General features: G+C 49.3%; 27 protein-coding genes. 14 read left to right on the top strand and 13 right to left on the bottom strand.

From position 1 onward, the window contains the following. Positions 1-20 precede the first annotated feature (20 nt). From ACJ67_RS06715 to rsgA, 3 genes are read left to right on the top strand one after another with little or no spacing between them, the layout of a single operon-like run. On the top strand, positions 21-1268 hold the full coding sequence (locus ACJ67_RS06715; RefSeq protein ID WP_049638410.1) for a M48 family metallopeptidase: 1248 nt from the start codon (positions 21-23) through the stop codon (positions 1266-1268). Beyond that, positions 1265-1564 carry a cytochrome c gene (locus ACJ67_RS06710; protein WP_049638409.1) on the top strand — a complete coding sequence of 100 codons (300 nt, stop codon included), beginning with the start codon at positions 1265-1267 and terminating at the stop codon, positions 1562-1564. Before ACJ67_RS06715 ends, ACJ67_RS06710 begins: the two co-directional genes overlap by 4 nt. 1 nt (position 1565) lies before the next feature. Next, positions 1566-2441 carry a ribosome small subunit-dependent GTPase A gene (rsgA, locus tag ACJ67_RS06705; RefSeq protein ID WP_049638408.1) on the top strand — a complete coding sequence of 292 codons (876 nt, stop codon included), beginning with the start codon at positions 1566-1568 and terminating at the stop codon, positions 2439-2441. 117 nt (positions 2442-2558) lie between these two features. Here the strand turns inward: rsgA and ACJ67_RS06700 are convergent, their stop codons facing one another. Then, on the bottom strand, positions 2559-4430 hold the full coding sequence (locus ACJ67_RS06700; protein WP_049638407.1) for a PQQ-binding-like beta-propeller repeat protein: 1872 nt from the start codon (positions 4428-4430) through the stop codon (positions 2559-2561). A 349-nt stretch (positions 4431-4779) separates the two neighbouring features. Between ACJ67_RS06700 and ACJ67_RS06695 the strand changes: the two genes are divergently transcribed. Further along, positions 4780-5871 carry a GntR family transcriptional regulator gene (locus ACJ67_RS06695; RefSeq protein WP_231587275.1) on the top strand — a complete coding sequence of 364 codons (1092 nt, stop codon included), beginning with the start codon at positions 4780-4782 and terminating at the stop codon, positions 5869-5871. Between the two features lie 340 nt (positions 5872-6211). Here ACJ67_RS06695 and ACJ67_RS06690 read toward each other — a convergent pair whose 3' ends face one another. The 5 genes from ACJ67_RS06690 to ACJ67_RS06670 all read right to left on the bottom strand — a co-directional run bounded on the left by ACJ67_RS06690 (position 6212) and on the right by ACJ67_RS06670 (position 11806). Then, entirely contained in the window at positions 6212-6739 is a 528-nt protein-coding gene (locus ACJ67_RS06690; protein ID WP_049638406.1) for a PepSY domain-containing protein, read from the bottom strand. Between the two features lie 177 nt (positions 6740-6916). Beyond that, the gene (locus ACJ67_RS06685; protein WP_049638405.1) at positions 6917-7711 is read right to left on the bottom strand and encodes a thymidylate synthase; all 795 of its coding nucleotides are present in this window, start codon (positions 7709-7711) and stop codon (positions 6917-6919) included. 28 nt (positions 7712-7739) lie between these two features. Then, positions 7740-9173 (bottom strand): threonine synthase, encoded by a 1434-nt coding sequence (thrC, locus tag ACJ67_RS06680; RefSeq protein ID WP_049638404.1) that lies wholly within the window; start codon positions 9171-9173, stop codon positions 7740-7742. 38 nt (positions 9174-9211) lie between these two features. Beyond that, entirely contained in the window at positions 9212-10525 is a 1314-nt protein-coding gene (locus ACJ67_RS06675; protein WP_049638403.1) for a homoserine dehydrogenase, read from the bottom strand. A gap of 54 nt (positions 10526-10579) precedes the next feature. Further along, entirely contained in the window at positions 10580-11806 is a 1227-nt protein-coding gene (locus ACJ67_RS06670) for a pyridoxal phosphate-dependent aminotransferase (protein WP_049638402.1), read from the bottom strand. Between the two features lie 161 nt (positions 11807-11967). On the opposite strand from ACJ67_RS06670, the gene ACJ67_RS06665 reads away from it, so the two are divergent. Next, on the top strand, positions 11968-12351 hold the full coding sequence (locus ACJ67_RS06665; protein ID WP_049638401.1) for an Mth938-like domain-containing protein: 384 nt from the start codon (positions 11968-11970) through the stop codon (positions 12349-12351). A gap of 7 nt (positions 12352-12358) precedes the next feature. Here the strand turns inward: ACJ67_RS06665 and ACJ67_RS06660 are convergent, their stop codons facing one another. Next, on the bottom strand, positions 12359-12904 hold the full coding sequence (locus ACJ67_RS06660; RefSeq protein ID WP_231587274.1) for a DUF1439 domain-containing protein: 546 nt from the start codon (positions 12902-12904) through the stop codon (positions 12359-12361). Positions 12905-12981: 77 nt separating this feature from the next. Here ACJ67_RS06660 and ACJ67_RS06655 point away from each other — a divergent pair, with 77 nt between their 5' ends. After that, positions 12982-13479: a prepilin-type N-terminal cleavage/methylation domain-containing protein gene (locus ACJ67_RS06655; RefSeq protein WP_049639805.1), complete on the top strand. Its 498-nt coding sequence runs from the start codon at positions 12982-12984 to the stop codon at positions 13477-13479. A 78-nt stretch (positions 13480-13557) separates the two neighbouring features. Here the strand turns inward: ACJ67_RS06655 and fabB are convergent, their stop codons facing one another. Together fabB and fabA are read right to left on the bottom strand one after the other, a co-directional pair. Then, entirely contained in the window at positions 13558-14784 is a 1227-nt protein-coding gene (gene fabB / locus ACJ67_RS06650) for a beta-ketoacyl-ACP synthase I (RefSeq protein WP_049638400.1), read from the bottom strand. Positions 14785-14796: 12 nt separating this feature from the next. Continuing rightward, entirely contained in the window at positions 14797-15312 is a 516-nt protein-coding gene (gene fabA / locus ACJ67_RS06645) for a 3-hydroxyacyl-[acyl-carrier-protein] dehydratase FabA (RefSeq protein WP_018985480.1), read from the bottom strand. A 264-nt stretch (positions 15313-15576) separates the two neighbouring features. Here fabA and ACJ67_RS06640 point away from each other — a divergent pair, with 264 nt between their 5' ends. Genes ACJ67_RS06640 through ACJ67_RS06610 form a run of 7 tightly spaced genes read left to right on the top strand, consistent with a single transcriptional unit; the run spans position 15577 to position 22146 of the window. Beyond that, a complete protein-coding gene (locus ACJ67_RS06640) occupies positions 15577-16593 on the top strand; it encodes a MoxR family ATPase (RefSeq protein WP_049638399.1) in 1017 nt (338 codons plus the stop codon). Positions 16594-16612: 19 nt separating this feature from the next. Continuing rightward, positions 16613-17470 (top strand): DUF58 domain-containing protein, encoded by an 858-nt coding sequence (locus ACJ67_RS06635; RefSeq protein ID WP_018985482.1) that lies wholly within the window; start codon positions 16613-16615, stop codon positions 17468-17470. Positions 17471-17482: 12 nt separating this feature from the next. Then, complete coding sequence (locus tag ACJ67_RS06630) at positions 17483-18460, top strand: hypothetical protein (RefSeq protein WP_049638398.1); 978 nt, start codon at positions 17483-17485, stop codon at positions 18458-18460. A gap of 4 nt (positions 18461-18464) precedes the next feature. Further along, a complete protein-coding gene (locus ACJ67_RS06625; RefSeq protein WP_049638397.1) occupies positions 18465-19451 on the top strand; it encodes a VWA domain-containing protein in 987 nt (328 codons plus the stop codon). After that, the gene (locus tag ACJ67_RS06620) at positions 19436-19975 is read left to right on the top strand and encodes a hypothetical protein (RefSeq protein ID WP_049638396.1); all 540 of its coding nucleotides are present in this window, start codon (positions 19436-19438) and stop codon (positions 19973-19975) included. Before ACJ67_RS06625 ends, ACJ67_RS06620 begins: the two co-directional genes overlap by 16 nt. 45 nt (positions 19976-20020) lie before the next feature. Beyond that, positions 20021-21052: a vWA domain-containing protein gene (locus ACJ67_RS06615; protein WP_049638395.1), complete on the top strand. Its 1032-nt coding sequence runs from the start codon at positions 20021-20023 to the stop codon at positions 21050-21052. A 59-nt stretch (positions 21053-21111) separates the two neighbouring features. Beyond that, entirely contained in the window at positions 21112-22146 is a 1035-nt protein-coding gene (locus ACJ67_RS06610; protein ID WP_049638394.1) for a VWA domain-containing protein, read from the top strand. A gap of 50 nt (positions 22147-22196) precedes the next feature. Here ACJ67_RS06610 and ACJ67_RS14810 read toward each other — a convergent pair whose 3' ends face one another. Beyond that, complete coding sequence (locus ACJ67_RS14810; RefSeq protein ID WP_156171652.1) at positions 22197-22604, bottom strand: hypothetical protein; 408 nt, start codon at positions 22602-22604, stop codon at positions 22197-22199. Positions 22605-22749: 145 nt separating this feature from the next. Here ACJ67_RS14810 and ACJ67_RS06600 point away from each other — a divergent pair, with 145 nt between their 5' ends. Further along, positions 22750-23760, top strand: a complete 1011-nt coding sequence (locus ACJ67_RS06600) for a folate-binding protein YgfZ (protein ID WP_049638392.1) — start codon at positions 22750-22752, stop codon at positions 23758-23760. A 33-nt stretch (positions 23761-23793) separates the two neighbouring features. Here ACJ67_RS06600 and ftsB read toward each other — a convergent pair whose 3' ends face one another. The 3 genes from ftsB to kdsA are packed head-to-tail and all read right to left on the bottom strand — an operon-like array spanning position 23794 to position 26422. Beyond that, on the bottom strand, positions 23794-24234 hold the full coding sequence (ftsB, locus tag ACJ67_RS06595; protein WP_049638391.1) for a cell division protein FtsB: 441 nt from the start codon (positions 24232-24234) through the stop codon (positions 23794-23796). Positions 24235-24264: 30 nt separating this feature from the next. Continuing rightward, complete coding sequence (gene eno, locus ACJ67_RS06590) at positions 24265-25551, bottom strand: phosphopyruvate hydratase (RefSeq protein ID WP_018985492.1); 1287 nt, start codon at positions 25549-25551, stop codon at positions 24265-24267. Positions 25552-25582: 31 nt separating this feature from the next. Beyond that, positions 25583-26422, bottom strand: a complete 840-nt coding sequence (gene kdsA, locus ACJ67_RS06585) for a 3-deoxy-8-phosphooctulonate synthase (RefSeq protein WP_049638390.1) — start codon at positions 26420-26422, stop codon at positions 25583-25585. Positions 26423-26429 lie beyond the last annotated feature (7 nt).

Below are 26429 nucleotides of genomic sequence, written 5' to 3'. Positions count from 1 at the left end.
TTAAAAACCACCTACTTCCTATGTCCGGACTTTTTACTCAAATATTTGTGACGATAGTCATCATCAGCCTTGCCGTACGCACTTGGCTCGGGTTGCGCCACATCCGCCACATTCAGCAACACCGCCAACAAGTGCCTGTGGCGTTTAGCCACACCATCAGCCTGGAGGCACACCAGCGAGCCGCAGATTACACCACGGCAAAGGTCAAGCTGCGGTTGAGTGAAACCCTGATAGAAACGGTTGTTTTACTGGCACTGACCCTTGGCGGTGTATTGCAAATACTTGATCAAACCTGGCAACAATGGCTACCTGACCACGATATTATTCGTGGCGCCCTGGTCATTTGCTCGGCGATGCTGATTTCCAGCGTTGCGACATTGCCCTTCGATTACATCCAGACCTTCAATGTCGATGAAAAATTCGGGTTTAACAAAATGTCTCGCAGCATGTTTTTCTCTGATCTGGTCAAACATACGATTGTCGGCTTGTTGCTCGGTGGCCCGATTCTATTCGTGGCCTTATGGCTCATGCAAGGCGCGGGTGACTGGTGGTGGCTCTACTTGTGGCTTATCTGGAGCGCGTTCAACCTGTTTATGTTAGCAGTGTATCCGATCTGGATTGCACCGTTATTTAACAAATTCACGCCCATGCAGGATCAAACCCTTAAAGCGCGTATTGAAGCGCTGTTGCATAAATGCGGTTTTACCAGCCAGGGCCTGTTTGTCATGGATGGTTCTACACGCTCAGGCCATGGCAATGCCTATTTCACCGGTTTTGGTAAAAACAAACGGGTGGTCTTTTTTGATACCCTGCTGGAAAAATTAAGTGCAGATGAAATAGAGGCTGTTCTGGCGCACGAGCTGGGACACTTCAAGCATCAGCATGTCATCAAACGCATTGTGATGATGTTTGGCTTGAGTTTGCTCGGATTAGCGCTGCTGGGCTATCTGATCAAGCAGGAATGGTTCTTCACAGGCTTAGGCGTTGCCGAAGCCAGCAATCACATGGCCTTACTGCTGTTTGTATTGGTGTCACCGGTCTTTATGTTTATCCTGCGCCCGCTCTTGGCCGCTTATTCCCGCACCAATGAATTTGAAGCAGATCACTATGCAGCACAACAATCCAAACCACAGTTCCTGATTGATGCTCTGGTCAAGCTGTACCGCGATAATGCCTCCACACTGACCCCTGATCCACTGCATTCAGCATTTTATGATTCACATCCGCCTGCCAGCCTGCGCATCGCCAAATTGCAGACTTACGCATGAAACAACGCTTGCTGACCGCCAGTTTTTTCGCACTTGCCACCTTCACGGCAAGTGCGGCAGACAACACGCTGCAGTCAGGTAAAACACTGGTCGAAACCCATTGCATCAGTTGCCATGCGAGTAGTTTTGGCGGCGACGGCGGTGGCATTTATACACGTGAATACCGTAAAGTGCGTTCTTTCAATGGTTTAAAAGCGCAAGTCACCAACTGCAACACCATGCTCAACCTGAAATGGTTTGATGATGAAGAGCAGCTAGTGGTACAGTATTTAAATCACACCTACTATCATTTCTAGCATGTCCCTTGAAGGTCTCATTGTCGCTGCCTACGGCAAGCGCTATAACGTAGAATTGCCCGATGGACGCATTCTGAGCTGTGTCACACGTGGTAAAAAAGTCGATAATGCGGCAGGTGACCGTGTCACAGTCAAACTGACTGCCAATAATGAAGGCGTGATTGAAAAAACAGCCGAACGCCAGACTCTGCTCTACCGCAGCAATGCGTACAAAAGCAAGATACTGGCAGCCAATGTCACACAAATCCTGATTGTGCTGGCCACACAACCCAGCTTTTATGAAGACTTGCTGAATCGTTGCCTGATTGCGGCCGAAGCAGCAGGCATACGGGCAGTCATCATCCTGAATAAATGTGACCTGCCCAACCCGCAAGCGATGCAAAAACTGCAGCAATATGCAGCGCTAGGTTACCTTACCCTGCAGCTGAATGCGACGGACTCCGTTGATTGCTTAAGACCTTTACTTGAGGGACACACCAGCGCCCTTGTCGGCCAGTCTGGCATGGGTAAATCAACGATTATTAACAGCCTGCTGCCAGAAGCACGCAGCAAAACACAGGAAATCAGCGCTACGCTGGACAGCGGTAAACATACAACGACAGCGACACATTTGTATCACCTGGATAGCGATAGCGCCATTATTGACTCGCCCGGTTTACAAGAATTCGGGTTATACCATATTGAAGAAGCAGAGCTGGAGTATGCGTTTGTCGAATTCAGGCCGTTTATCGGTCATTGTAAATTCAACAATTGCACCCATACGCACGAACCAGGCTGTGTCATTCTACAGGCCTTGGCTGACGGTCAGATTTCACCCGAACGCCATCAGATATTCCTGCAAATCCGCGCTGAAAACTCAGTACAACTTTACGGCTAACTTGGCACTTTTCTTCCCTAAGCTTTCAAACCTTGCCTGATAAAACAAAACACCCTGCCGGAGCAGGGTGTTTTTTGGTCAACGTGCGTTTACACGCAATTTGAAAAGACTCTCAAATTACAGGGCAAACACGTTCAATGCACCGCCGCCAGGAGCAGCGTTGTACTTGGTCAACTCTTTGTAGCCACCAGCAGCACCCAGTGCGTCGGTGTCGGTTGTCATACCCAGGTTCATCGCAACACCAGCCCAACCGCCGATACCGGACAAGATACCTACGTATTGCTTACCCTTGTTGCCGTAGGTGAATGCGTTACCAATGGCACCTGAACCCACCTGGAACTTCCACAGCTCTTTACCGGATTTCGCATCCACAGCTTTGAACCAGCGATCCAAAGTACCGTAGAACACCAGGTCAGAAGCAGTCGTCAATGCACCGCTCCAGGCTGAGAACTTCTCTTTGTTGTACCAGACTTTTTTGTTGGTCATTGGGTCGTAAGCACCGAAACCACCCATCACGCCGTCTGGACCAGCAAACATGGTCAGTGTCGCACCAACCCATGGTTGACCAGCCACGTATTTAGACTCAACTGGCTCGTATGTCATGCACACGTGGTTCAGTGGAGAGTACATCAGACCAGTTTTTGGAGAGTAAGCCGCTGGCTGTTGGTCTTTGGTACCCAAAGCCGCCGGGCAGATACCCTTGGCGTTGTAATCCTGGTGAGTAGAATAACGGCCGTCTTTGCTTGGTACACCTGTTTTCAGGTCAACATCGTTAGCCCAGTTAACGAATGGATGCACTTTCTCAGCGGCGATCAATGTACCAGTCACCGCATTCCAAGTGTAAGCAAAACCGTTACGGTCATGGTGCCATGCGTATGTTTTGCCACCTTTGTCGAACAGGATCACTTCGTTGACGCCGTCGTAGTCCCACTCATCATGTGGCGTCATTTGCATCGCCCATTTAGCCACACCAGTGTCCAAATCACGCGCAGTCACAGTCATGGACCACTTGTTGTCGCCTGGACGTACATCTGGGTTCCACACGGATGGGTTACCGGCACCGTAGTAAACCAGGTTTGTACGTGCATCATACGGCCACCAGCCCCATACGGAACCGCCACCATGTTGCCAACCGTCTTTAATTGCTTGTGGTTTCAACCAGGTACGTGTACCCAGCTCTTTTTCGCCACCCTTGATCTGATCAGCAGACAGACGCTTGAAGGAACCACCCTCTTTGTTACCACCGTTTACATCCTGGTAAACAGACAGCGCGTTGTACAGTGGGTTATCTTTGTTTGTGTTAGCGTCGTGCAATGTTTCAGCATCTGGGCCTGTGGAATACGCTTTCCATGCCAGAGCGCCGTCTTTCAGGTTGTATGCAGCGATAAAGCAACGTACGCCGAATTCAGCACCTGAACAACCGGTCAATACTTTGTCTTTGATCACGTGTGGCGCGTTGGTATTAGTGGCACCGACTTTTGGATCAGTGTTTTTAACTTCCCAGATTTTTTTGCCATCTTTAGCATCCAGAGCAACCAGCAAGCCGTCATTCTGTTGCAGGAAGATCTTGCCGTCGCCAAAACCAAGGCCACGTGTCACGTTGTCACAGCACAGAACTGCCTGAACGCTTGGGTCTTGTTTAGGGAAATAGGACCAGACAATTTTCTGGTTATCGTTTAAATCCAAGGCATATACATTGTTTGGGAAAGCAGTCACGATATACATCATGTTGCCTAAAACAATAGGGGAGCCCTCGTGACCGCGGTTAACGCCAGTAGCGAATGTCCAGGCCATTTTCAGGTTTTTAATATTGCCCTTGTTGATTTGTGCCAAGGCGCTGTAACCCTGGTTGTTGTGTTGACCACGTGGATGCACCCAGTTGTTTGAGTCTTTCATCGCAGCTTCTTGGTCAGCTGCAGCAAAAGCCAATACAGGCAAGGCTAACGCAACGCTGGCAGCAATGCCGAAAGCTGTTTTGGTTTTGATCATAGTATATCTCCAAAGATAAATCACAAGATTGCAATCTTGAGCATGAAGGAAAATTGCATTGTGCTTAAGTTATCGCTGGTACTAGGATCCCAGTGAGCCGGATGTTACTTTTTAATACATCTATTAAGCGAATGTAACTGTAATATAAATATCCTCCTACGACACCCAGCCAGATTGCGGTTTTATTCATGGGCCAGATAGGGATTTTTTCCTAAAACTTTATGGAATTGCATTTTTTTTGTATTATTCCATCATCGAAGGCCATGTCCTAGTATGCCCTTCAGGTAACCGTAACGCCTACAACGATAGGCGTTACCCGCTTACTTGATTAACAAGGTAGATACTGGCCGTGCTAAGACCCTGGCATTATTCTCTGGTTCTGGATAAGAATTCCCCCTCCTCCATCCACCAACAATTGACCGAACATTTCCGCAGCATGATTGAAGGTGGATCCTGGCTGGGGGGTAGCGCCCTGCCCAGCTCCCGCGATATTGCCCAGCGCTTGGGCATCAACCGAAAAACTGTTTCACGGGTGTATGAAGAGCTGGCTGCTCAAGGACTTATTTATACGCAGCCCAAACGAGGCACGTTTGTTTCTGAAAATCCGCATCACATTCTTTTAGCTCCGCAAAGCCCGGCGAATGTCCCCTCTATCACAAACACTGTGGCCAGCAGTATTCAGCAATTAATACAAAAGGCCTGCATTTACCACTTCCGTCGCGTAGCCTTGCATATACATAAGCTGCGTCCGCAAGATTATGATGTCACCGGTTTATTCGACCTGAAGAATATGCTGGCAAACTTGCTGGCCCATGAACGCCGTTACCTGGTCTCGCCAGAACACATTGCCTGTGGTCATTGGCCCGCCCTACAAACTGCACTGGTCCATAGCCTCAACCTTGGTCAAGGATACTTGCTGGTTGATCATACCGTCAGTCCTGCTTTGGAGTTGCGCCTGAGAAGACAAGGCGTCGCGGTCCTGCGCCTACCGGAAATGAATGTTGGACAAGTGAGACTCTTTATTGAACAGGTTGAAAAATATTGTATCAATTACCCGGTAGCCGCTATCTGGTGTGATAGCGCCAGCCTCATTCAGCAGCAACATGCAGAAGCCGAACAAGCGCTATTGTTGCAAAAACTGTCTGACTACCATCTCTTGCTGATTGACGATCAGCGTCACCGCCTCCCTGATCTGCAAGACGACATGTCTTTGTCAACCAAATATGCGAAAAGTTACTTGCTCGGCAGCTTGTATGGCAACCATTGCGATATGTTCAACCTGACTTATGTAGCCAGCAATTTAGGGTTCAGCGAGGATTTTCTGAATGAATTAAATGAAGAGCATCAACCGGCATTGCTTAATATGCTGGCGCAAAGTGAACTGATCAAGCGAGGCGAATATAAAAAATTGCTGTCAACCATTCAGCGCTTGTTGCCATAAATGTCAATCCAGCTTCGGCTGAAAGCAACCAAAAAATAAAATACTGGCTATTAACAACCACCAAAAATTCAGGATAAATTCCTATTTACACAATAAATACACTACCAAGTCAATCACTTAAACTCATCAAACATTATGGCACGTTAAATGCTGTTGACTCATTGGGAGTGAGCTATCACTAGGACCGATACCAGCTGACTGCATATCCGCTGGTATCGGGGTAGACACTCCCTCACTTGCATATTGATCTGATGCAAAAAAGGCACCGCATTGCGGTGCCTTTTGCTTTTGAGTATAACGAACTGCAGAGAACGACAGCCGCATCACTCCACCGGTCAATTTACTCCTGACCGATTTGGTACACTTCGTAACTGGTTTCTACGATTTTACCGCTGCTAGCATCCACTTCGACTTTTACTTCTTCGTTGTCGGCTTCCAGAATGTCAAATTCGTAAGATGCTTTGCCATCTGGCTCGAGCTCATATTCAACTTCAACCACCTTGCCAGGATGCGCTGCCAGTGCAGTGGCCTTGGCGTCATCTTCAGTCACTTTAGCCAGTGCCTTGAATCTTTCGTCATCCGCCGCAACTTCTTCTTCTATTTCTGTAATCTTGCCTGTTTTTGCATTGCACTCAATATCCCATGCTTTGCCATCGTTGGATTGCACATCAAATTCGTATACTAATTGCTTACGCTCTGACTTGGCTTCCACCTTGACAATTTTGCCGTCGTGTTTGGACAAGGCTGCTTTCACGCACTTACCCAGGCTGTCGTAAGCCTTTGGCTTGATGGTTTCATGGTCAGCGAATGCCTGACCGGACAACAAACCGCATACCGCGGCTACCAGAATTGACGCTTTAACTTGCATAATGATCTCCTTGTTTAAAGTCATGAATGAAAGTAATGAAACAGGCGCTAGGACGCCATATTCCAAAATCCACAACGCTGAGAAGGATATCAAAAACGCGATATGCTTTTGAAAATATTACACTTTGTTAACAAAATGGTTAAAAACAGCCATTCTGATCGCTGCGAGGCAGCTGGACTACACAGCCACTGGCGCCTTAATGGCGGGATAAGGATCGTAATTTTCCAGCGTAAAATCCTCAAACTTAAAGGCAAAAATGTCTTTCACGGTAGGATTAATACGCATCACAGGCAAAGCACGCGGCGTACGGGACAACTGCTCTTTAACCTGCTCCATATGGTTGCTGTAGATATGCGCATCCCCCAGGGTGTGCACAAAGTCGCCCAGTTGCAAATCGCAAACTTGTGCCACCATCATGGTTAATAAGGCATATGAAGCGATGTTGAATGGGACGCCAAGGAAAATATCTGCACTGCGTTGATACAATTGGCATGAAAGCTTGCCATCAGCCACATAAAACTGAAAAAAAGCATGGCATGGGGGCAGTTTCATGCGTTCAACATCCGCGACGTTCCAGGCAGACACGATTAAACGACGCGAATCCGGTGTCTTTTTGATCTGGTTAATCACTTGTGTGATCTGGTCAATGTGAGAACCGTCCGGCTTGGGCCAATTACGCCATTGATAACCGTAGACCGGGCCGAGGTTGCCTTGCTCATCCGCCCACTCGTCCCAGATACTGACACCATTTTCTTTCAGGTATGCAATATTGGTGCTGCCCTGCAAGAACCATAAAAGTTCATGAATAATGGATTTTAAATGTACCTTCTTGGTGGTCAGTAAAGGAAATCCTTCCGCCAGATTAAAGCGCATCTGATAACCAAATACCGACATCGTGCCAGTGCCGGTGCGATCTGTTTTGATGTGACCATGCGCAAGTACGTGGTTCAATAGATCATGATACTGTTGCATGTAGCACTCCTCAATCAGTTACTCAGATTTATGTGTTAGCAGCAATAAAGGCTTTAATCGCATCGACGCTAACATCCATCACTGTGGATTTCTGTGGCAGGTCTTCCAGGCCAACCAGGCTGGCCGGACGCTCGGGCACTTCACCCAGCGCCTCAACAATGGCATCTTCAAACTTGGCCGGCAATGCAGTTTCCAGCACCAGCATGGGCACACTTGGTTTACGGTGCTCCAGCGCGACTTTCAGGCCATCCGCGGTATGGGTATCAATCGTGACACCATATTTTTGTTTGGTTGCGCGTATGGTTTGCATGCGGTTGGCATGATTACTATGGCCGGAGACAAAGCCAAAGTCTGCCACCTTCTCAAAATAACCGTCTGCATTCAGGTCAAACTTGCCACCATGATCCACCGCGGTCCACAATTCACGCACACGGGCACTGTCCTGACCGACGAGGTCATAGACAAAACGCTCAAAGTTGGAGGCTTTGCTGATATCCATGGACGGGCTGGAAGTATGATAAGTATTGGCTGAACCACGCGGCGCATAAACGCCAGTATTAAAAAACTCATCCAGCACATCGTTTTCATTGGTCGCCACCACCAACTTGTCAATCGGCAAACCCATCATGCGTGCAATGTGCCCAGCACAGATATTCCCGAAGTTGCCACTAGGCACAGTAAAGCTGACTTTCTGGCTGTTGTGAGTCGTCACAGCCAGGTAACCTTTGAAATAGTAAATAATCTGGGCAGCAATACGGCCCCAGTTAATAGAGTTCACCGCACCGATTTTGTATTGGGCCTTGAATGCATGATCATTTGAGACGGCTTTGACCATATCCTGCGCATCATCGAAGACACCTTTCACCGCAATATTGAAAATATTGTCGTCTTGCAGGCTAAACATTTGGGCGGTCTGGAAACGGCTCATCTTTTGGTATGGCGACAGCATGAACACACGCACACCTTTTTTACCGCGCATCGCATACTCAGCCGCAGAGCCGGTATCACCAGAAGTAGCGCCCAGGATATTGGTGGTTTGGCCAGTTTTGATCAGTACGTATTCAAACAGATTCCCCAGCAACTGCATCGCCATGTCTTTAAAGGCTAATGTTGGGCCGTTAGACAGGCTAAGCAGGTAGAGATTATCTTCGAGCTTGAGTGTAGGGGTAATATCTTCGGCATTCTGGCCAGCGCGCGCAAAGCCATAAACTTCTGCTGTGTAGGTTTTATCAATAATCGCTTTGAGGTCTGCGTGAGGAATGTCACTGTCGTCCACCAATCTGGACAAGATCGCAAAGGCCAGTTCGCGATAATTCATGCCACGCATGGCATTCAAATCTGCATCACTGAATTGCGGATATTGCTCGGGTAGATACAAACCACCGTCAGGCGCGAGGCCGCCCAGCAAGATTTCACTAAATGTTAAAGCAGGCGATTGCCCGCGGGTACTGATATATTTCATTGTATTGAACTCTTCGAATTTAGCCTGCCCGGCATATATTAGCGTGACAGCGCTTCCATCCGGATTTTGATAACGGTACCGGCAATCGCAGGCAGAGCTTCAATCCTGGTAATGGCAGCATCTATGGTTTTTTCCTGCGTGGTATGGGTCAGAATGACAATGTCTGCCTCAGCTTCACCTTCCTGAGGCTCTTTTTGCAGCATGGCATCAATCGAAATCTGTAAGTCGGCCAGGATCTTGGTCACATCCGCCATTACCCCTGGTTTATCAGAGGCATGTAGCCGCAGGTAATAAGCTGACTGCACTTCGGCAATCGGCAAGATGGGCAGCACTTGCTGCTGTTCTAACTGATAACCGAGGTAAGCCACGCGTTGCTCGGCTGTCGTGCCTTGCAAACGGGCAATATCCACCAGATCGGCCACCACTGCACTCGCCGTCGGCTCAGCACCCGCACCAGCCCCGTAATACAGGGTCGGTCCAACAGCATCACCTTTCACAACGACAGCATTCATGGCACCATCGACATTAGCAATCAGGCGCTTTTCCGGAATCAGAGTAGGATGCACGCGCAGCTCTACACCTGACTCTGTTTTTTTGCTGATACCGAGTAATTTGACACGGTAGCCGAGCTCTTCAGCATATTGAATATCCTGAGTCGTCAGTTTGGTAATGCCTTCGGTATAGGCTTGATCAAACTGCATGGGCATACCAAACGCAATGCTAGCCATGATGGTCAGCTTGTGCGCAGCATCCACGCCTTCAACATCAAAGGTGGGGTCCGCTTCGGCATATCCCAAGCGTTGTGCTTCCTTGAGTACATCGGCAAAGGCCAGGCCTTTGTCACGCATTTCGGTCAGGATAAAGTTGGTGGTGCCGTTGATAATGCCAGCCACCCATTCAATCCTGTTAGCGCTCAAGCCTTCACGCAACGCCTTGATAATGGGGATGCCCCCTGCCACTGCCGCTTCAAACGCTACAATCACGCCCTTTTCGGCCGCTGCCTTGAAAATTTCGTTGCCATGCACCGCCAGCAAAGCTTTGTTCGCAGTCACCACATGTTTGCCATTCGCAATCGCTTTTAACACTAATTCTTTAGCGATGGTATAGCCGCCGATCAATTCAACAACGACATCAATCTCTGGATTATCCACCACGGCAAATGCATCGTCTGTCAACGCCACCTGACCACCGGTGACCTGTCTGGCCAGTTCCAGGTTACGGTCAGCCACCTGCACAATGCGGATATTGCCGCCAATCCGGCGCGAAATATCCGCCTGGTTACGCGTGATGACGGTATAAGTACCGCCACCAACTGTGCCTATGCCTAACAAACCTACTTTTAATTCTTTCATACTTATACTCTACGTTGATGGCAGCCCTAAAGCTCACCTTATTTTGAATATGCTTTATTTTGCATGCTTCTTACGATAGCTATCCAGATAGCGACCTATGCGTGTCATCGCCTCGGTCAGGTCATCCACATTAGGCAGGAAGACCACCCTGAAATGATCGGGTGCTTTCCAATTAAAGCCGGTGCCTTGAACCAGCAGTACTTTTTCTTCCAGCAATAAGTCGAGGATAAACTGCTGATCATCCTCAATCGGATACATGACCGGGTCCAACTTGGGGAACAGATACATGGCCGCCGCTGGCTTGACACAAGTCACGCCCGGCATGGACGTGAGCATGTCGTAAGCCAGATCACGCTGCTTGCACAAGCGGCCACTGGGCGCGACCAGATCATTAATACTCTGGTAACCACCGAGTGCTGTCTGAATCGCCAGTTGCCCGGGTACATTGGCACACAAACGCATGGAGGCCAGCATATTGAGGCCTTCGATATAATCCTTGGCATCCTTTTTATCGCCGGAGATAATCATCCAGCCTGAGCGGTAGCCACATGCCCGGTAATTTTTGGATAAGCCATTAAAAGTCACAAACAACACATCGTCAGCCAGCGACGCGATGGACGTATGCGTGTTACCGTCATACAACACCTTGTCGTAAATCTCGTCGGCAAAAATCACCAGGCCATGGTGGCGCGCAATCTCGATAATGCCTTCCAGCGTTTCTTTTGGATACAGGGCACCGGTCGGATTGTTAGGGTTGATAATCACGATGCCTTTGGTATTGGCCGTGATCTTATTCTCAATATCTTTAAGATCAGGCAACCAGCCCGATTGCTCATCACAAACATAATGACGCGCCGTTCCGCCTGCCAGATTTACTGCAGCGGTCCATAAAGGATAATCCGGCATGGGCACCAGAATCTGGTCGCCATTGTTGAGAAGGCCCTGCATGGCCATCACGATCAGCTCGGAAACGCCATTACCGATAATGATGTCGTCTATGGTCACCCCGGCAATGTTTTTTTGCTGGGTGTAATGCATAATCGCTTTGCGCGCCGCGAATAATCCTTTGGAATCCGTATAGCCCGAGGCTTGATCCATATTATGGATCACATCCTGGACAATTTCTTCGGGGGCATTAAAACCGAACGGCATGGGGTTGCCGATATTCAGCTTGATAATGCGTTGTCCGTCCTCTTCCATCTGGCGCGCACGTTGTAGTACAGGGCCGCGGATGTCGTAACAGACATTACTGAGTTTGCTGGATTTATTGACTGGCTGCATCGCTCATTAACAAACACATCTTGCGTGTGTTAAGCTCTTAAAGTAAAACTTTCATTCTACCTGCAAACCCTTGCTACATCAATGAACCTTAGGACCTGAGTCAGGTCAGCTTGGAAATACATCACGAGCAATGAACACTTCGTATCTGACCTTGATATCTCATGAAATTACACCTGCATACCAGTGATCAACAATATCAAATTAATGGCGTGGATCACGACGCCGTCATCATTAATCGTCAGCGTTATGAACAAGCTGTGATTGTCAGTGAACAGGCTTGCAGTAGCGGTTGGTTCCAGGGGCCTTGGGAAGCGCTGGACGCCCAATCATTGGCACCCATCCTCGAGTTTAAACCTGAGGTGGTGTTGCTAGGGACAGGCGATAAACAACGCTTTATCCATCCCAAGCAGATACAGGCCTTCTTGTCCGGCAACATTGCGGTGGAGTGTATGACCACGGCAGCCGCTTGCCGTACGTTTAATATCCTGACGGCTGAAGGTCGCAAAGTCGTTGCAGCGCTGTTACTAGAAAAGCATCTGGGTTAAGTAATAATTATTGCGGCTTAAGGGTGACCTGCAGGCCATTGGCTGTGACTTGAAAATCTGTCGGTTGATAGTGACGTCCTGCATAACTTAAATCTTCAGGCTTCACCTCATACAATACTAATTGGTTGAGCCACTTACTGCCAATATCCTTGCTGATCTGCTGCACTAGGCCGTTCCATTGGCTATTGGCTCCATCCAGTTGAAAAGAATCCACTTCCGGCTGATCCAGTACAACGGCATTTCGCGCCTGGTCAAACTTCAGCAGCCCCGACAATCCCAGCTTACCTGTTGCTGCATTAGCCAGCAAATCACTCTGCACATTGGTATCCATCAAGGTATGAATCCTGCCTGAAGCCGGGTCTATGGACACTAGGGCATTGGACAACTGAATATGAAACACTTTCATGAACGTGAATGGCTTGGCCAGTTTGCTGTTTAATTTTTGCTGTAACTCTGCAGTATTCATGCTTAGCCTGCGTTCACCCATGCTAGCACAATGCGCTAGCAATGCAGCCAGCAAAATTAGCAATAAATAATTTTTTAAAAGACGCATTTGTAAGCCTTGGTTAACACTTGCAACGTTCGACAAAAATTGACATGACAAGTGCCGTCTACGATAAGATCAAAAAAATGAAAAATAAACCCTACGCACAATCCGGCTTTACCCTGGTCGAAATGGTCGTCGTGATATTGATTTTATCAGCGCTGGCAATCACTGCCTATGCGCGTATTGCCCATATTGACGTTCAGGCAAGACAAGCGTCGCTACAGTCATTTAAAGCAACTGTGGTTTCTGTCGCCACCATGGCCAAAGGCGTTTGCATGTCTGACCCACAATGTGCCAGCAATCAACCCACCTCTTCAGCCGCCATTGAAGGCAATACCATTTACTTCAGCCACGGTTATCCGATGGGCTGGCGAGGCAATGAAGACGGCACGGGGACTTTGCAGCAGTTGCTGGAAGTCGGCAATTTTTCTGTGCAACCTTCACTCTCTGATACCAACCGCGCCATCTACTACCTGCAAGGCGCGAGAGATGCCAGCCATTGCAAGCTGGAATACACGATCTCCACTGGCGCCGCCAGCAGCTCAGGCCTGACCGTCAGCATCGATAATAGCGGCTGTTAGCTTTAGCCAGAAAAAACAAAGGCCATGTGCTTGTAAACACATGGCCTGCTCATTTGAAAGCACTAGAAATGTCGACGCCTACAGATGCTTAGTCGACAAGGTCAAAGTCGCATTGGTACCGCCAAAACCAAAACTATTGGAGAGCGCCGTTTGCACTTTGGTTGAGGTGATTGGCGAACGCACAATATTCAAGCCTTCAGCAGCCGGATCCAGGTTATCAATATTGGCAGAGGCGGCAATAAAGCCATGTTGCATCATGAGCAAGGTATAAATCGCCTCGTTCACACCAGCCGCACCTAGCGCATGTCCTGACAACGACTTGGTAGAAGCGATGGCTGTTCTGCTATTGCTGCCAAATACTGTCCGAATCGCTTCGAGCTCCTTGGTATCACCCACTGGCGTACTGGTGCCATGTGTGTTGATGTAATCAATTTCTTCCGGATTAATGCCTTGCAAGGCCTGCTGCATACAGCGTACAGCACCCTCCCCACTCGGAGCCACCATGTCATAGCCATCAGAAGTCGCACCATAGCCCACCACTTCAGCATAGATATGCGCACCACGTGCCTTGGCATGCTCATACTCTTCAAGCACGACAATGCCGCCACCGCCGGAAATAACAAAACCATCACGATCCGCATCGTAGGTACGTGAAGCCTTTTCTGGCGTGTCGTTATATTTGCTGGACAAGGCACCCATGGCATCGAACAGGTAGCTCATGGTCCAGTGTTCTTCTTCACCACCGCCAGCAAATACTATGTCCTGCTTGTTTAACTGGATTTGTTCAACCCCTGCACCAATACAATGCGCACTGGTTGAACAGGCGGAGCTGATTCCATAATTGACACCTTTGATCTTGGCGCCCGTGGCCAGGCAAGCGGCAATGCCACTACTCATGGTTTTGGTCACCATATAAGGTCCAACACGGCGGATCCCTTTTTCTGCCAGCGTATTGGTGCCTTCAAGCATGCTTTCGGTAGAAGTTCCACCTGCACCGACAATCAGGCCGGTACGCACGTTGGAAACGAGTTCTTCTGGCAGTCCTGCATCAGCAATGGCTTCCTGCATGGCCAGCCAGGCATAAGCATGGCCTTTAGCCATGAAACGCAACAGTTTGCGGTCAATCAGAGCCTCAACATCTAGATTTTTAATTGACCCGGCCACATGCGAACGCAAACCGCGCTCGGCATATTCCGGTTGATAGGTAATACCGGAACGGCCTGCCTTGAGGCTGTCCAGCACTTCCTGTTTGTTATTACCAAGACTTGATACGATACCAAATCCTGTAATCACTACGCGACGCATTGCGCCTCCTTACTAGAAATTGTCCGTGGTGGTAAATAACCCAACACGTAAATCACTGGCATTATAAATCTCACGGCCATCCACTTCCATACGTGCATCCGCGATACCCATCACCAATTTGCGCATAATCACACGTTTCAAATCAATGTGGTATCGCACAAGCTTGGCCGTTGGCAGCACCTGTCCGGTAAACTTAACTTCCCCAGAGCCCAAGGCACGGCCACGTCCTGGACCACCTTTCCAGCCCAAAAAGAAACCAACAAGTTGCCACATGGCATCCAGTCCCAGGCAGCCTGGCATGACGGGGTCACCGGTAAAATGGCATTCAAAAAACCATAAATCCGGACGAATATCGAGTTCTGCAATAATTTCACCCTGGCCGTACTTACCACCTTCGTCTGAAATTTTAACAATACGATCAAACATCAGCATCGGTGGCAGTGGCAATTGCGCGTTACCTTCGCCAAACATCTCGCCGCGGCCGCAAGCCAACAACTCCTCTTTACTGAAACTACTTTTACTAGTCATGTATTTTTAGATTTTTAGTATAAAACAATATTTTCGCCGGAAATTACGTTTAGTGAAAGCTTTTTGTCACGAAAACACTATACTGACCTGTATACTTTTAATGGAAACATAGGTAAAATTCCTCAAATTGTTACGGAATTTTACATATTGAAAAATATCGCAGAAGCAAGGTTTCAATGATAATCTGTGACAAATTTGCGATCACGCAATTACAATTCAGTTACAACTTACCTTCAATAATGATATTACGTCAGGAAATCAGGAATGCATGATCAACAATTAGCCGATTGGCGTGCACAAGCACTAAAACTTGAATCAGAAGTGAACAAAGTCGTGGTCGGTCAGCAGAACCCTGTCCGCCTGATTACAATTGCCGTATTTGCACGGGGCCATGTGTTACTGGAAGGCGATGTGGGCGTGGGCAAGACTACCCTGTTACGCGCCTTCACCCGCGGTATCGGTGGTGGCTATCAACGTATTGAAGGCACCATTGACCTGATGCCAAATGACTTGGTCTACCACACCTATTTGGGCGAAGATGGTAAACCCCATGTCAGCCCTGGGCCATTGTTAATGTCCGGCCAGGACCTGTCTATCTTCTTTTTCAACGAGATCAACCGCGCGCGGCCACAAGTGCACTCCCTGATGTTGCGTGTAATGGCAGAACGCACCCTAACGGCGTTTAACAAAGAACATTACTTCCCGCACATGCTGGTATTCGCCGACCGCAACCAGGTGGAAAGAGAAGAAACCTTTGATATTCCATCTGCGGCGCGTGACCGCTTCATGATGGAAATCCCGATTGTCGTGCCGCCAGCGCACGATATTATGGAGTCATTGATTTTTGATACCCGTTTCCATGATGTCGATCAGTTGATTACCAATGTAGAACAAGACATCCTGAAATTTGATCAGCTCAACAGCTTTGCCAAAGTCATCCAGGAAAACATTACCGCGAGCCCTTCCCTGCGCAAATATGCACTGAACCTGTGGCTGGCAACTAAAGATCCACTGGCTTATGGCATTAAGGTTTCCAATGTCGATATGAAGCGCCTGGTATTATCAGGTGCCAGCCCGCGTGGTATGGGTATGCTGTTACGCGCTGCGCGTGTCAACGCCTGGCTGAACGAGCGCGATGCCGTCGTCCCTGAGGATATCCACGCTGTATTCCATGAGACGATTGCTCACCGCCTGGTATTCAGTCCGGTCTACGAAATGCGCCGTACTGAAATCGCACGTGAAATGCTGTCTGGCATCGTCAATGCTGTTGCAGCCCCTTAAGTAAATCGACTGTTTCCCTATGGATTACATCAAGGAATTCAGCTACCACATCAGCTGGCGTTCACGCTCACGCCGTCCTGGTCGCCACAAAAGCAACCAGCGTGGCATGGGCATGGAGTTTCGGGGGCATACAACCTTATTGTCCTATCCTGACCCACGCCGGATTGATATTCGCCAGACCATACGTGATCCCATGGAACAGGTGTATGTGCGCATTTTCAACCAGAAAAGTGCAACGCCAGTCTTTGTGCTTTGCGATCTTTCTGGTTCCATGCAATACGGGGTCCCTCATACCAAACTGACCACCGCAGCGGAGATCACGCGATCAGTCGCCCAGTCAGCCACGCGCAATGGCGACCCGGTGGCGTTTGTCGGTTTTGATGATGAGTTACGTGACGAATGGCTGAGTACTCTCTCCGCCAGGCCACATAACATGCTGGATCTGGCAGCTCGCCTGGAAAATCATTTGCCGAATGAAGTCGGTGCTGGCGCACTGATCCATAGTGCCAGCTTGCTTCCGCGCGAACGTGCATTGATTTTTATGGTGTCTGACTTTCATATGCCGCTGGAGCAACTGGAAGAAGCGTTGTTGCTGATGTTACGACATCATATTGTGCCCGTCGTGCTCTGGAACAGTTCCGAATACAAGGACCTGCCGGAATTTGGTGTGACCAGTATCAATGATCCGGAAACCGGGGAGCGTCGTACCTTGTTCCTGCGCGCTGCCTATCGGCAACGTATTCTGGATACCTTTGCCGCGCGCCGCCAGGCGATTGAAGATATTTTTATGAAATTTGATATGCAGCCCTTTTTTGTGGAAGACACGTTTGACGCAGATTTGCTGTCCGACTATTTCCATCAATACGTGACTGTGTGAGGAAAGCGATTGATGAAACCGCCTAAATCTCTATTCTCTTGCCTGTTGGCAATCACATTGGCCTTTACCACCTTGCCAGCCACCGCAGATGTGGTATTGCCAAGCGTAGACAGCAAATACATTTCCATCCGGGAAATCAACCCTACCCGTGACGCTGGCTATGTGGTGGGCGACAAGCTGGAGCGCACGATTATCCTGACAGTGAAAAAACCTTATGAGCTGATTGAGGAGTCCCTGCCGATTGTCGGCTACGAGCACCGTTACCGTGGTCAGGTGTCTGGCATAGAACTGGCCAATATTAGCACTGAGGAGGAAAGCTTTTCTGACCGCAGCGTGCATACCATTCATTTGACTTACCAGGTATTCAAGTCTGGCCGTGTGGCGAAACCTGCCATTTTGCGGGGTGAGATTGTGAAACTGCGCCACAATGGCAAAACCGAAATTCGGCAAGTGCGCTTCCCATCGTTTAACTTCAGGACATCGCCTCTATCCGTTTACGGTGAAGTGAACCTGAAAAATGAAATGAGTCCATTCATTCCACCGTTCACCATTAGCACTGTTAGAGAATATCAGATCATCAAAGTGGCAGCCGGTATACTTGCGCTGAGCCTGCTCGGGTTGCTGTATATCCTGGGTGCCCATACCTGGCTGCCACGCATGGGGGGTGCGTTTGCCAAGGCTTACCGCAAGGTCGGTCATTTGCCGGATGATGCCGAAGGATTGCAGCAGTCTATCAACGTGGTGCATCAGGCGATCCATCAAGTGGCCGGACACAGTGTATTCAGCAATAACATAGACCAATTTTTACAAGAAAAACCTGCCTACCAGCCTGCCAAGCCAGAAATCGAGCGTTTCTTTAGCTTGTCGCGCCAGGTCTTTTTTGATACCAAAACCCCATTAGAACTGGGAATGCCAGCAAAACAGTGGTTGCGCACCTTCTGTCGCCACATGCGTGATTGCGAACGTGGCCTGACACCAGAGGTGAAATAGCATCATGGCATTCAATCACCCCTGGTTACTATGGGCTATACCGCTAGCATTACTGCCACTGTTGCTGGAGCGCTCCCATAGCAAACACTACTCCTGGATAGGCCTGCTACCGCCTGACCCGCTTTCCAGCCTGATCGGCCTGCTGTTAAAGATACTGGCAGCGCTGAGTATTCTGTTCGTGATTCTGGGGCTGGCAGGCCCACACACCCTGGAACAACAGGTGCAGCGGACCGGGATTGGCGCACAGATCGGCCTGGTACTGGACCGCAGTGCCAGTATGGACGACCAGTTTGTCGGCGACAAGGATGGCCATATCGGTGAAACCAAGTCGGTGGCCGCCGCGCGCATCATCACCAACTTTATTCAAACTCGTAAAAACGACATGATGGGCGTCATTACTTTCAGTAACTCTGCCATGTATGTATTACCACTTACCGAGAATAAAGAAGCTGTACTGTCTGCTGTGCAGGCTACGGCAGGTAATTCGCTGTTCCAAACCAATATTGGTGGCGGTCTGACCAGTGCAGTGGAACTGTTCAAAAATGTCCCAGACTCAGGTTCACGCGCCATCATCCTGATTTCGGATGGTGCTGGCCGTGTCAGTGACATGGTGCAACAGAAATTACGTGACTGGTTGCAACGCTACAACATCGGCCTGTACTGGATTGTGTTGCGCCAACCTGGTGGCATCACGATTTTTGACCCGAAATATACCGAAAGCGGTTATGACGGCAACATGCCGACTGAAGTCATCCTCTATCAATACTTCCAGACATTACGCACGCCATTCAACGCCTATGAGGCCTCTGACCCCAAATCACTTGAGGCCGCGATTGCCGACATTAACAGCAAAGAGAAAAAACCGATTCAATATATGGAAAAAATCCCCGGCCATGATTACACCAACGTGTGTTACTGGATTGCAATCATCATGATTGCCATTCTGCTGGCGGTTAAATATCTGGAGATCAACACATGGCGCTCAGCGTAAAAAAACTGGTCATCGGCCTGCTCGTAGTAGCTGTGGCTGCTACCGCGACCATCCTCTACACATGGCAACGCATTGAGCAGGCAGATGCTTTTAACCAGGCCATTCTCTCGGCAAAAACACCCCAGACTGACCTGCAAAGTTTTGAAGCAAAATATGCCGTGGCTTACTGGCTGGCCAAGCATGAACGTTTCAAAGAAGCCACGTTACTGTTCGCCAAGCTGATCGATGGCTCAACGGCCACTCAACGGGCGGCTATTCTGCACAATATTGGCAACATTTTTTTCCTGAAAGCCATTCAGGTCACAGGTGGCAATGACAACAGCACACGCGATGAGGTGGAATACCTGCTGACACAGGCTGCCAGCTCTTATAAAAACGCGCTCAAGGCAGATAACAGCCATTGGGGCACACGTCGTAACTACGATCGTGTCATGAGCCTGTTACCGGAAAAACCGACACCAGGCGTAGGCGAATCAGAGAACCCAGGCCTGATCATGGGCAACATTCCAAATGGTCTGCCTTAATCAACAGTTTATTAGAATGTCCATTCACATCATTAACTTGCACTTATGAATATCTGGCTCAGACGGTTTATTAAACATAGAGACTCTGCCTTGCTGGCACTGGCATTGGTCTTTTTGCTGGCGGCGATCCTGCGTCCGAGCATTCCATTCAAACACAACATTTACACTTATCTGTTGGTAGCAGATATCTCGCAAAGCATGAATGCGTCGGACATGACTTTACGCGGAAAAAAAGTCACGCGGCTGGAATACATGCAGAACATGATGCATGAGATTGTGGCTTCTCTCCCCTGTGATACCAAAGTCAGCATTGGCCTGTTTGCCGGTAACTCTGTGGCAGCGATGTATGCGCCAATTGAGGTCTGCAAGAACTTTGCGGCGATTCAGGACACGATTGAACACCTGGACTGGCGCATGGCCTGGTCAGGCAACAGCCGTTTGCGTGAAAGCCTTTTTGTGACCGCAAAAGTGGTCCGCGGCATGTCTGAACCTGCCCAAGTCGTGTATTTTACCGATGGTGAAGAAGCCCCTAAACTGCACGCCTTCAACACGAAAAGCTTGGAAGAGTTTCAGGGCGGTAACGACTGGATATTTGTCGGCATCGGTACTGAAGAAGGCGTGGCTATTCCCAAACTGAGTGAAGATAACCAGGTGATTGGCTACTGGTCGAATGAGAGTTTTGCCATGCAGCCGGGCATTGCACAAATTTCTGAAAGCACATTGGGGGTGCGTGATGATAACGTCGCCACCGGCGAACATGACCGTTATATTTCCAAACTCGCTTCTGAGTATATGGAAAGCCTGACTCAAGAGATTGGTGCTAAATACATTAAAGGCGACAGCACCTACCATGTATTACAGGCCATGAAATCACAGCCACCGGCAAGGCGTGATATTGCGCCATTACCACTAAGCTGGATATTCGCCACCCTGGCTGGTCTGTGCGTGCTTGGCATGTATGCCAGCAGGCATCCAATACGTCAAATAAAACAAAATCTCAAGATTTACCGTCAGGAAATCAAGTCCAGACTATTCACTAAAAGCGAGGCTGTCGCACACGACAATCATTTTCAGTAAACACAAACGCCCACCCTCTGTCATCCTAGGCCAGTGATGGGGGCATAAGAGAGTTGACCATGAAAAAACAATGGCTTAGGTACTGGCTGCACCATCGCGACACCCTGTTATTGGTCCTGGCGTTAATTTTCCTTTTAGGCGCAGTCCTGCGACCCAGCATTCCAGTCAAGCGCAACATTCACACCTACTTCCTCATTGCAGACGTGACACAGAGCATGAATGCCAAGGATATGTCTCTCAACAACCATACCGTCAGCCGGCTGGACTATACCAAACGCATGATGCACGACATTGTCGCCCAACTGCCCTGCCACACCCGTCTAAGCATCGGCATATTTGCCGGTGATGCAGTAGCTGCCCTGTATACCCCAATGCAAGTCTGCCAGCATTTTTCTGCCATTCATGAAACCATAGAGCATCTGGACTGGCGCATGGCCTGGACCGGTAATAGCCAATTGCGTGAAAGTCTGGTGATCACTGCCAAACTGTTACGCCAGATGCCTGAAGCAACCAAAGCGGTATATTTTACCGATGGTGATGAAGCGCCCCTGCTACATGCCTTCAATACACGCAACCTCAAAGATTTTCAGGGCGGTGAAGGCTGGTTTTTTGTCGGGATAGGGAGCGATCAAGGCGTGGGCATTCCCAAGCTGACTGAGGATAACCAGATGATAGGTTACTGGTCGAATGAAAGCTTTGCCGTTCAACCAAATATTGCACAAGTCACGGCCAGTAAAAGTAGCGGCCGCGATGACAGCGTCGCCGTCTCGGAATATGACCGCTTTATTTCCAAGCGTGCCTCAGGCTACCTGCAAAAACTGTCAGAGGAGATTGGCGCACAATACCTGGATGGCGATGACCCACATACCGTGCTCAAAACAATTCAAAGTCACGCATCTCCTCGACACGAAATTGTCCCCTATTCCATAGACTGGCTGCTCGCCAGCCTGGCGGGGCTGTGTATTGTGGGCACAGGCATGAGCCACGATTCAATTCGTCACCTCAGGCACAGGCTCAAACTTTACCGTAAGGACGTCAAAAGCAGATTTTTTGCGCGCAGCGAATCGGTCGCGCATGACAATCACTTTTCATGACTGATGTGTCACTCACTCAAGCATCCACATCCACCGTGCTGCTCTTGAATCTAAGTCGCAAACTTGAGCCCCCAGCGCAACCATACACGCAAGGCGCTGAGTGATTGTTTGCCCGCATGATCAGGCAAGATCAACAATCGACGTGGCAATAGCCAACGATACCAATGGATGACATCAGCCTCCTCTACATTCAATGGTGACTGGAACTGTACATGCAAAACCATACACCATGGATGTACCACTGTATCTGGTAAGACGTTCACTTTCCAGACTTGCCCCAGGGTATTTACCAACGTCATCTCGCCATAAACATCTACCCTGAGCGATTGGATACTTAACCGCCAACCTGTTGCTAATTGTCGGCTAAAGCTCGAAAGAGAAGCCAGGAGATAGATCGCTGTCAGCGTGACACTCCACTGCCAGGGCAAGCAATACCAAACCGAACTTAGCACAAGCATTGAAAACACCACACACCAACCCCATAAAAAATTGGAAGGGTGAAAGGAAATTTCAATTTCACTTGGTAAAATAGGTTTTTTCATTGTGCATTGATGAGTACATATTCAGTATTCAGCCATGCGCCATCCACAAGGAATCGCATTTATGTCAAGCGTTGCATGGCAACAGTTTTTAGTCTCCCAGGGTGCACAGTTTAATGAACGGGCAGAAGCGTCGTTTGCTGCGCCTGACATTCCGGCACCGGCGCAATTGTTTGATCTGTCCAGCCTTGGCCTGATTGCGGTAAGTGGTGCAGACGCCCTCACCTTTTTACAAGGTCAGTTCACCAATGATATCAAGCAAGTCAGTCAGTCAGCACAATTCACCGGCTACTGTACGGCAAAAGGTCGTTTACTGGCATTGTTTTATGCATTCAGCATGAACGACGTGATCTACCTGCAATGTCCCAGGACATTAATTCCAGACCTGGTCAAACGTTTGCGCATGTTTGTACTGCGCAGCAAAGTGGTGGTAGAAGATGTCAGCGAGCAATTCGTCATCCTTGGCCTGGCGAGTACCGAGTCAGCAGCGTCTATCCAGCATTTACCATTACACCCGCATGAAATCAGCCCAACCGCATTAGGGACAGTGATTCGATTAACGGACAGTCACGGCAAACAGCGCGCTCAACTCATCGTGCCTGCAGAGCAAGCAGAACAGGCATGGAAAACACTGAGTGCATCATTCGGTCCGGCAAGTAGCAGCCTATGGGAAGCATTGGATATCCAGGCAGGTATTCCACAAGTTTACCCCGCGACCAAAGAACAGTTTGTCCCGCAAATGATCAACCTGGATGCATTGAACGGCATCAACTTTAAAAAAGGCTGCTACACCGGCCAGGAAATCGTGGCACGCACGCATTACCTAGGCAAAGTCAAACGCCGTACGCTGCTGGCGCAAGTCGTGGCAGGCGATCAGGCTCCGCAAGCCGGTGACGTATTGCACGATGCCCACCAACAGGAAGCCGGGCAACTGGTGCGCGTCGCTCCTGCAACAGACCAGGGCTACTGGGTACTGGCTGAATGTCGTCTCGAAGCAAAAGAGGCTGGCGCGATTACCTGGCAAGGCCAGCCATTGCTATTCAAAGAATTACCTTATGCCTTGCCAGAAAAATAGCGGACAATAAAAAAGGCGCTTCAAGCGCCCTTTTTATTGTGCATGCGGAGTGGAAACCGGTGCAGCAAGGTTTGACTCCAGCGGTTTGCCGGTTGCTAATTTTGGATCCATCTGTTGGCGATCAAGCGGTTTGCCCTCAAGTTGTTTTTCGACTGTAGGCTTGGCTTCCAGGGGCGAAGTTGGTTTGTTGGTGACTGGCTGTTTATTCTGGATCACCTGGTAAAACACTTCATCCTGTTTCACCAGGCCCAGTTCACTTCGGGCACGCTCTTCAATCGCCGATTGCCCCTGTTTCAGATCACGCACCTCGGCTCGTAGTGTTTCATTGCGTTGCCGGTAGTACTCATTGCGTTTTTCGTGCGTTTCAATCTGCTGGGAATATTGCCAGACCCGCAACCAACCACCCTTGCCCAGCCACAATGGATATTGCAGCAGGGCAATCAGGACTACAAATACGACCGTCAGTTTACGCACATTCGCCTATGCCAATTCAATGCACCAGACTTACTTGAATAACTGATAAAAAGCAGACAAGCCAGCATAGCTGGTTGCATCGCCCAGTTCTTCTTCAATACGCAGCAACTGGTTGTACTTGGCTACACGCTCGGAACGGCACAATGAACCGGTCTTGATCTGCAACGCGTTGGTGGCGACAGAGATATCTGCAATCGTTGTATCTTCAGTTTCGCCAGAGCGGTGTGAAACCACAGCCGTGTAGTTGGCGCGTTTTGCCATCTCGATGGTCTGGAAAGTTTCAGTCAGGGTACCAATCTGGTTGACTTTGATCAGCACGGAGTTGGCCGCGCCTTTCTGGATGCCTTCACGCAGGATTTTAGGGTTAGTCACAAACAGATCGTCACCCACCAGCTGCGTGGTTTTGCCCAGGCGTTTGGTCAGGATATCCCAGCCTTCCCAGTCAAACTCACTCATACCGTCTTCAATAGTAATGATGGGGTATTTGTCAGCCAATGTCGCCAGGTAATCTGAAAACTGTTGTGACGTCAGTGAGGCACCTTCTGATTCCAGATGGTATTTGCCGTCTTTGTAGAACTCGGTACTGGCACAATCCAGGCCCAGGTAGATGTCTTTGCCTGGCTCATAACCGGCCGCTTCAATTGATTCCATGATCAATTGCAGGGCAGATTCATTGGATGGCAGGTTAGGGGCAAAGCCGCCTTCATCACCCACGGTGGTTGCCAAGCCTTTGGCATGCAATGTTTTCTTCAAAGCATGGAATACTTCTGCGCCTGCGCGCAGGGCTTCACGGAACGTTGGCAAACCAGCTGGCACAATCATGAACTCTTGAATGTCTACGGAGTTATCCGCATGTGCACCACCATTGATGATGTTCATCATCGGCGTAGGCAACTGCATGAACGCGGAACCGCCCAGATATCGATAGAGTGGCAGGCCACTTTCTTCAGCAGCTGCACGTGCACAAGCCATGGAGACACCCAGAATCGCATTCGCGCCCAGGCGGTCCTTGTTTTCTGTGCCGTCCAGCTCAATCAGCGTTTTATCGATAAAACTTTGCTCTTCGGCATCTAGGCCAATGATTGCTTCAGTGATTTCGGTGTTAACGTTTTCAACGGCATTCAACACGCCCTTACCCAGATAGCGGCTTTTATCGCCATCGCGTAGTTCCACAGCTTCTTTGGTGCCAGTAGAAGCACCAGATGGCACTGCCGCACGACCAATCACACCGCTTTCCAGCAACACATCGACTTCTACCGTCGGGTTGCCACGTGAATCCATAATTTCGCGGGCGATAATATCTACAATAGCGCTCATGATTTATCCTTATCTTAAGATGAAATAAAAATTATAGGGTTTGCTCTGCGAAACCAGCTTTTTTGACTAATTTGTCGAGATCGACCAGCAGATGCAGTAAATCTTCCATTTTGCCTAATGGCCAGGCGTTAGGACCGTCCGACAAGGCTTTGCTCGGATCCGGATGTGTTTCCATAAAGACACCTGCGATGCCGCTGGCGACTGCTGCCCGCGCCAATACTGGTACGAACTCACGCTGACCACCACTTTTCTCGCCCTGCCCACCCGGTTGCTGTACTGAGTGCGTGGCATCGAATACCACCGGGCAGTTGGTTTCGCGCATAATGGCAAGGCCGCGCATATCAGAGACCAGCGTGTTGTAACCGAAAGACGCACCACGCTCGCACACCATGATATTGTCTACACCGCCATTGGCTTCTTTTGCCTTGTTGACCACTTGTTTCATGTCACCGGGCGCCAGAAACTGGCCTTTTTTGATATTCACCGGCTTGCCGGATTGCGCACAGGCCACGATAAAGTCAGTCTGGCGGCACAAAAATGCTGGCGTTTGCAACACATCCACCACTGCGGCCACGTGTGGCACCTGCTCTTCGGTATGCACATCGGTCAGAATAGGCACGCCAATTTGCGCACGTACTTCGTCCAGAATCTTCAGTCCTTCTTCCATGCCAAAACCACGGAAGGTTTTAGTCGAGCTACGGTTAGCCTTGTCATAAGAGGATTTATAAATAAAGGGCACGCCGACACGGGCTGCCATTTCTTTTAACTGGCCAGCCGTATCAATGGCCATTTGTTTGGATTCAATGACGCACGGACCCGCAATTAAAAACAGCGGATGTTCCAGACCAACGTCAAAACCACATAATTTCATGAATATT

Origin of the sequence: Methylophilus sp. TWE2, from assembly GCF_001183865.1 — a bacterium.
Taxonomy (GTDB): domain Bacteria; phylum Pseudomonadota; class Gammaproteobacteria; order Burkholderiales; family Methylophilaceae; genus Methylophilus.
The sequence above is the reverse complement of the archived record's forward strand: the minus strand, read 5'-3'. Positions and strand labels throughout refer to the sequence as shown.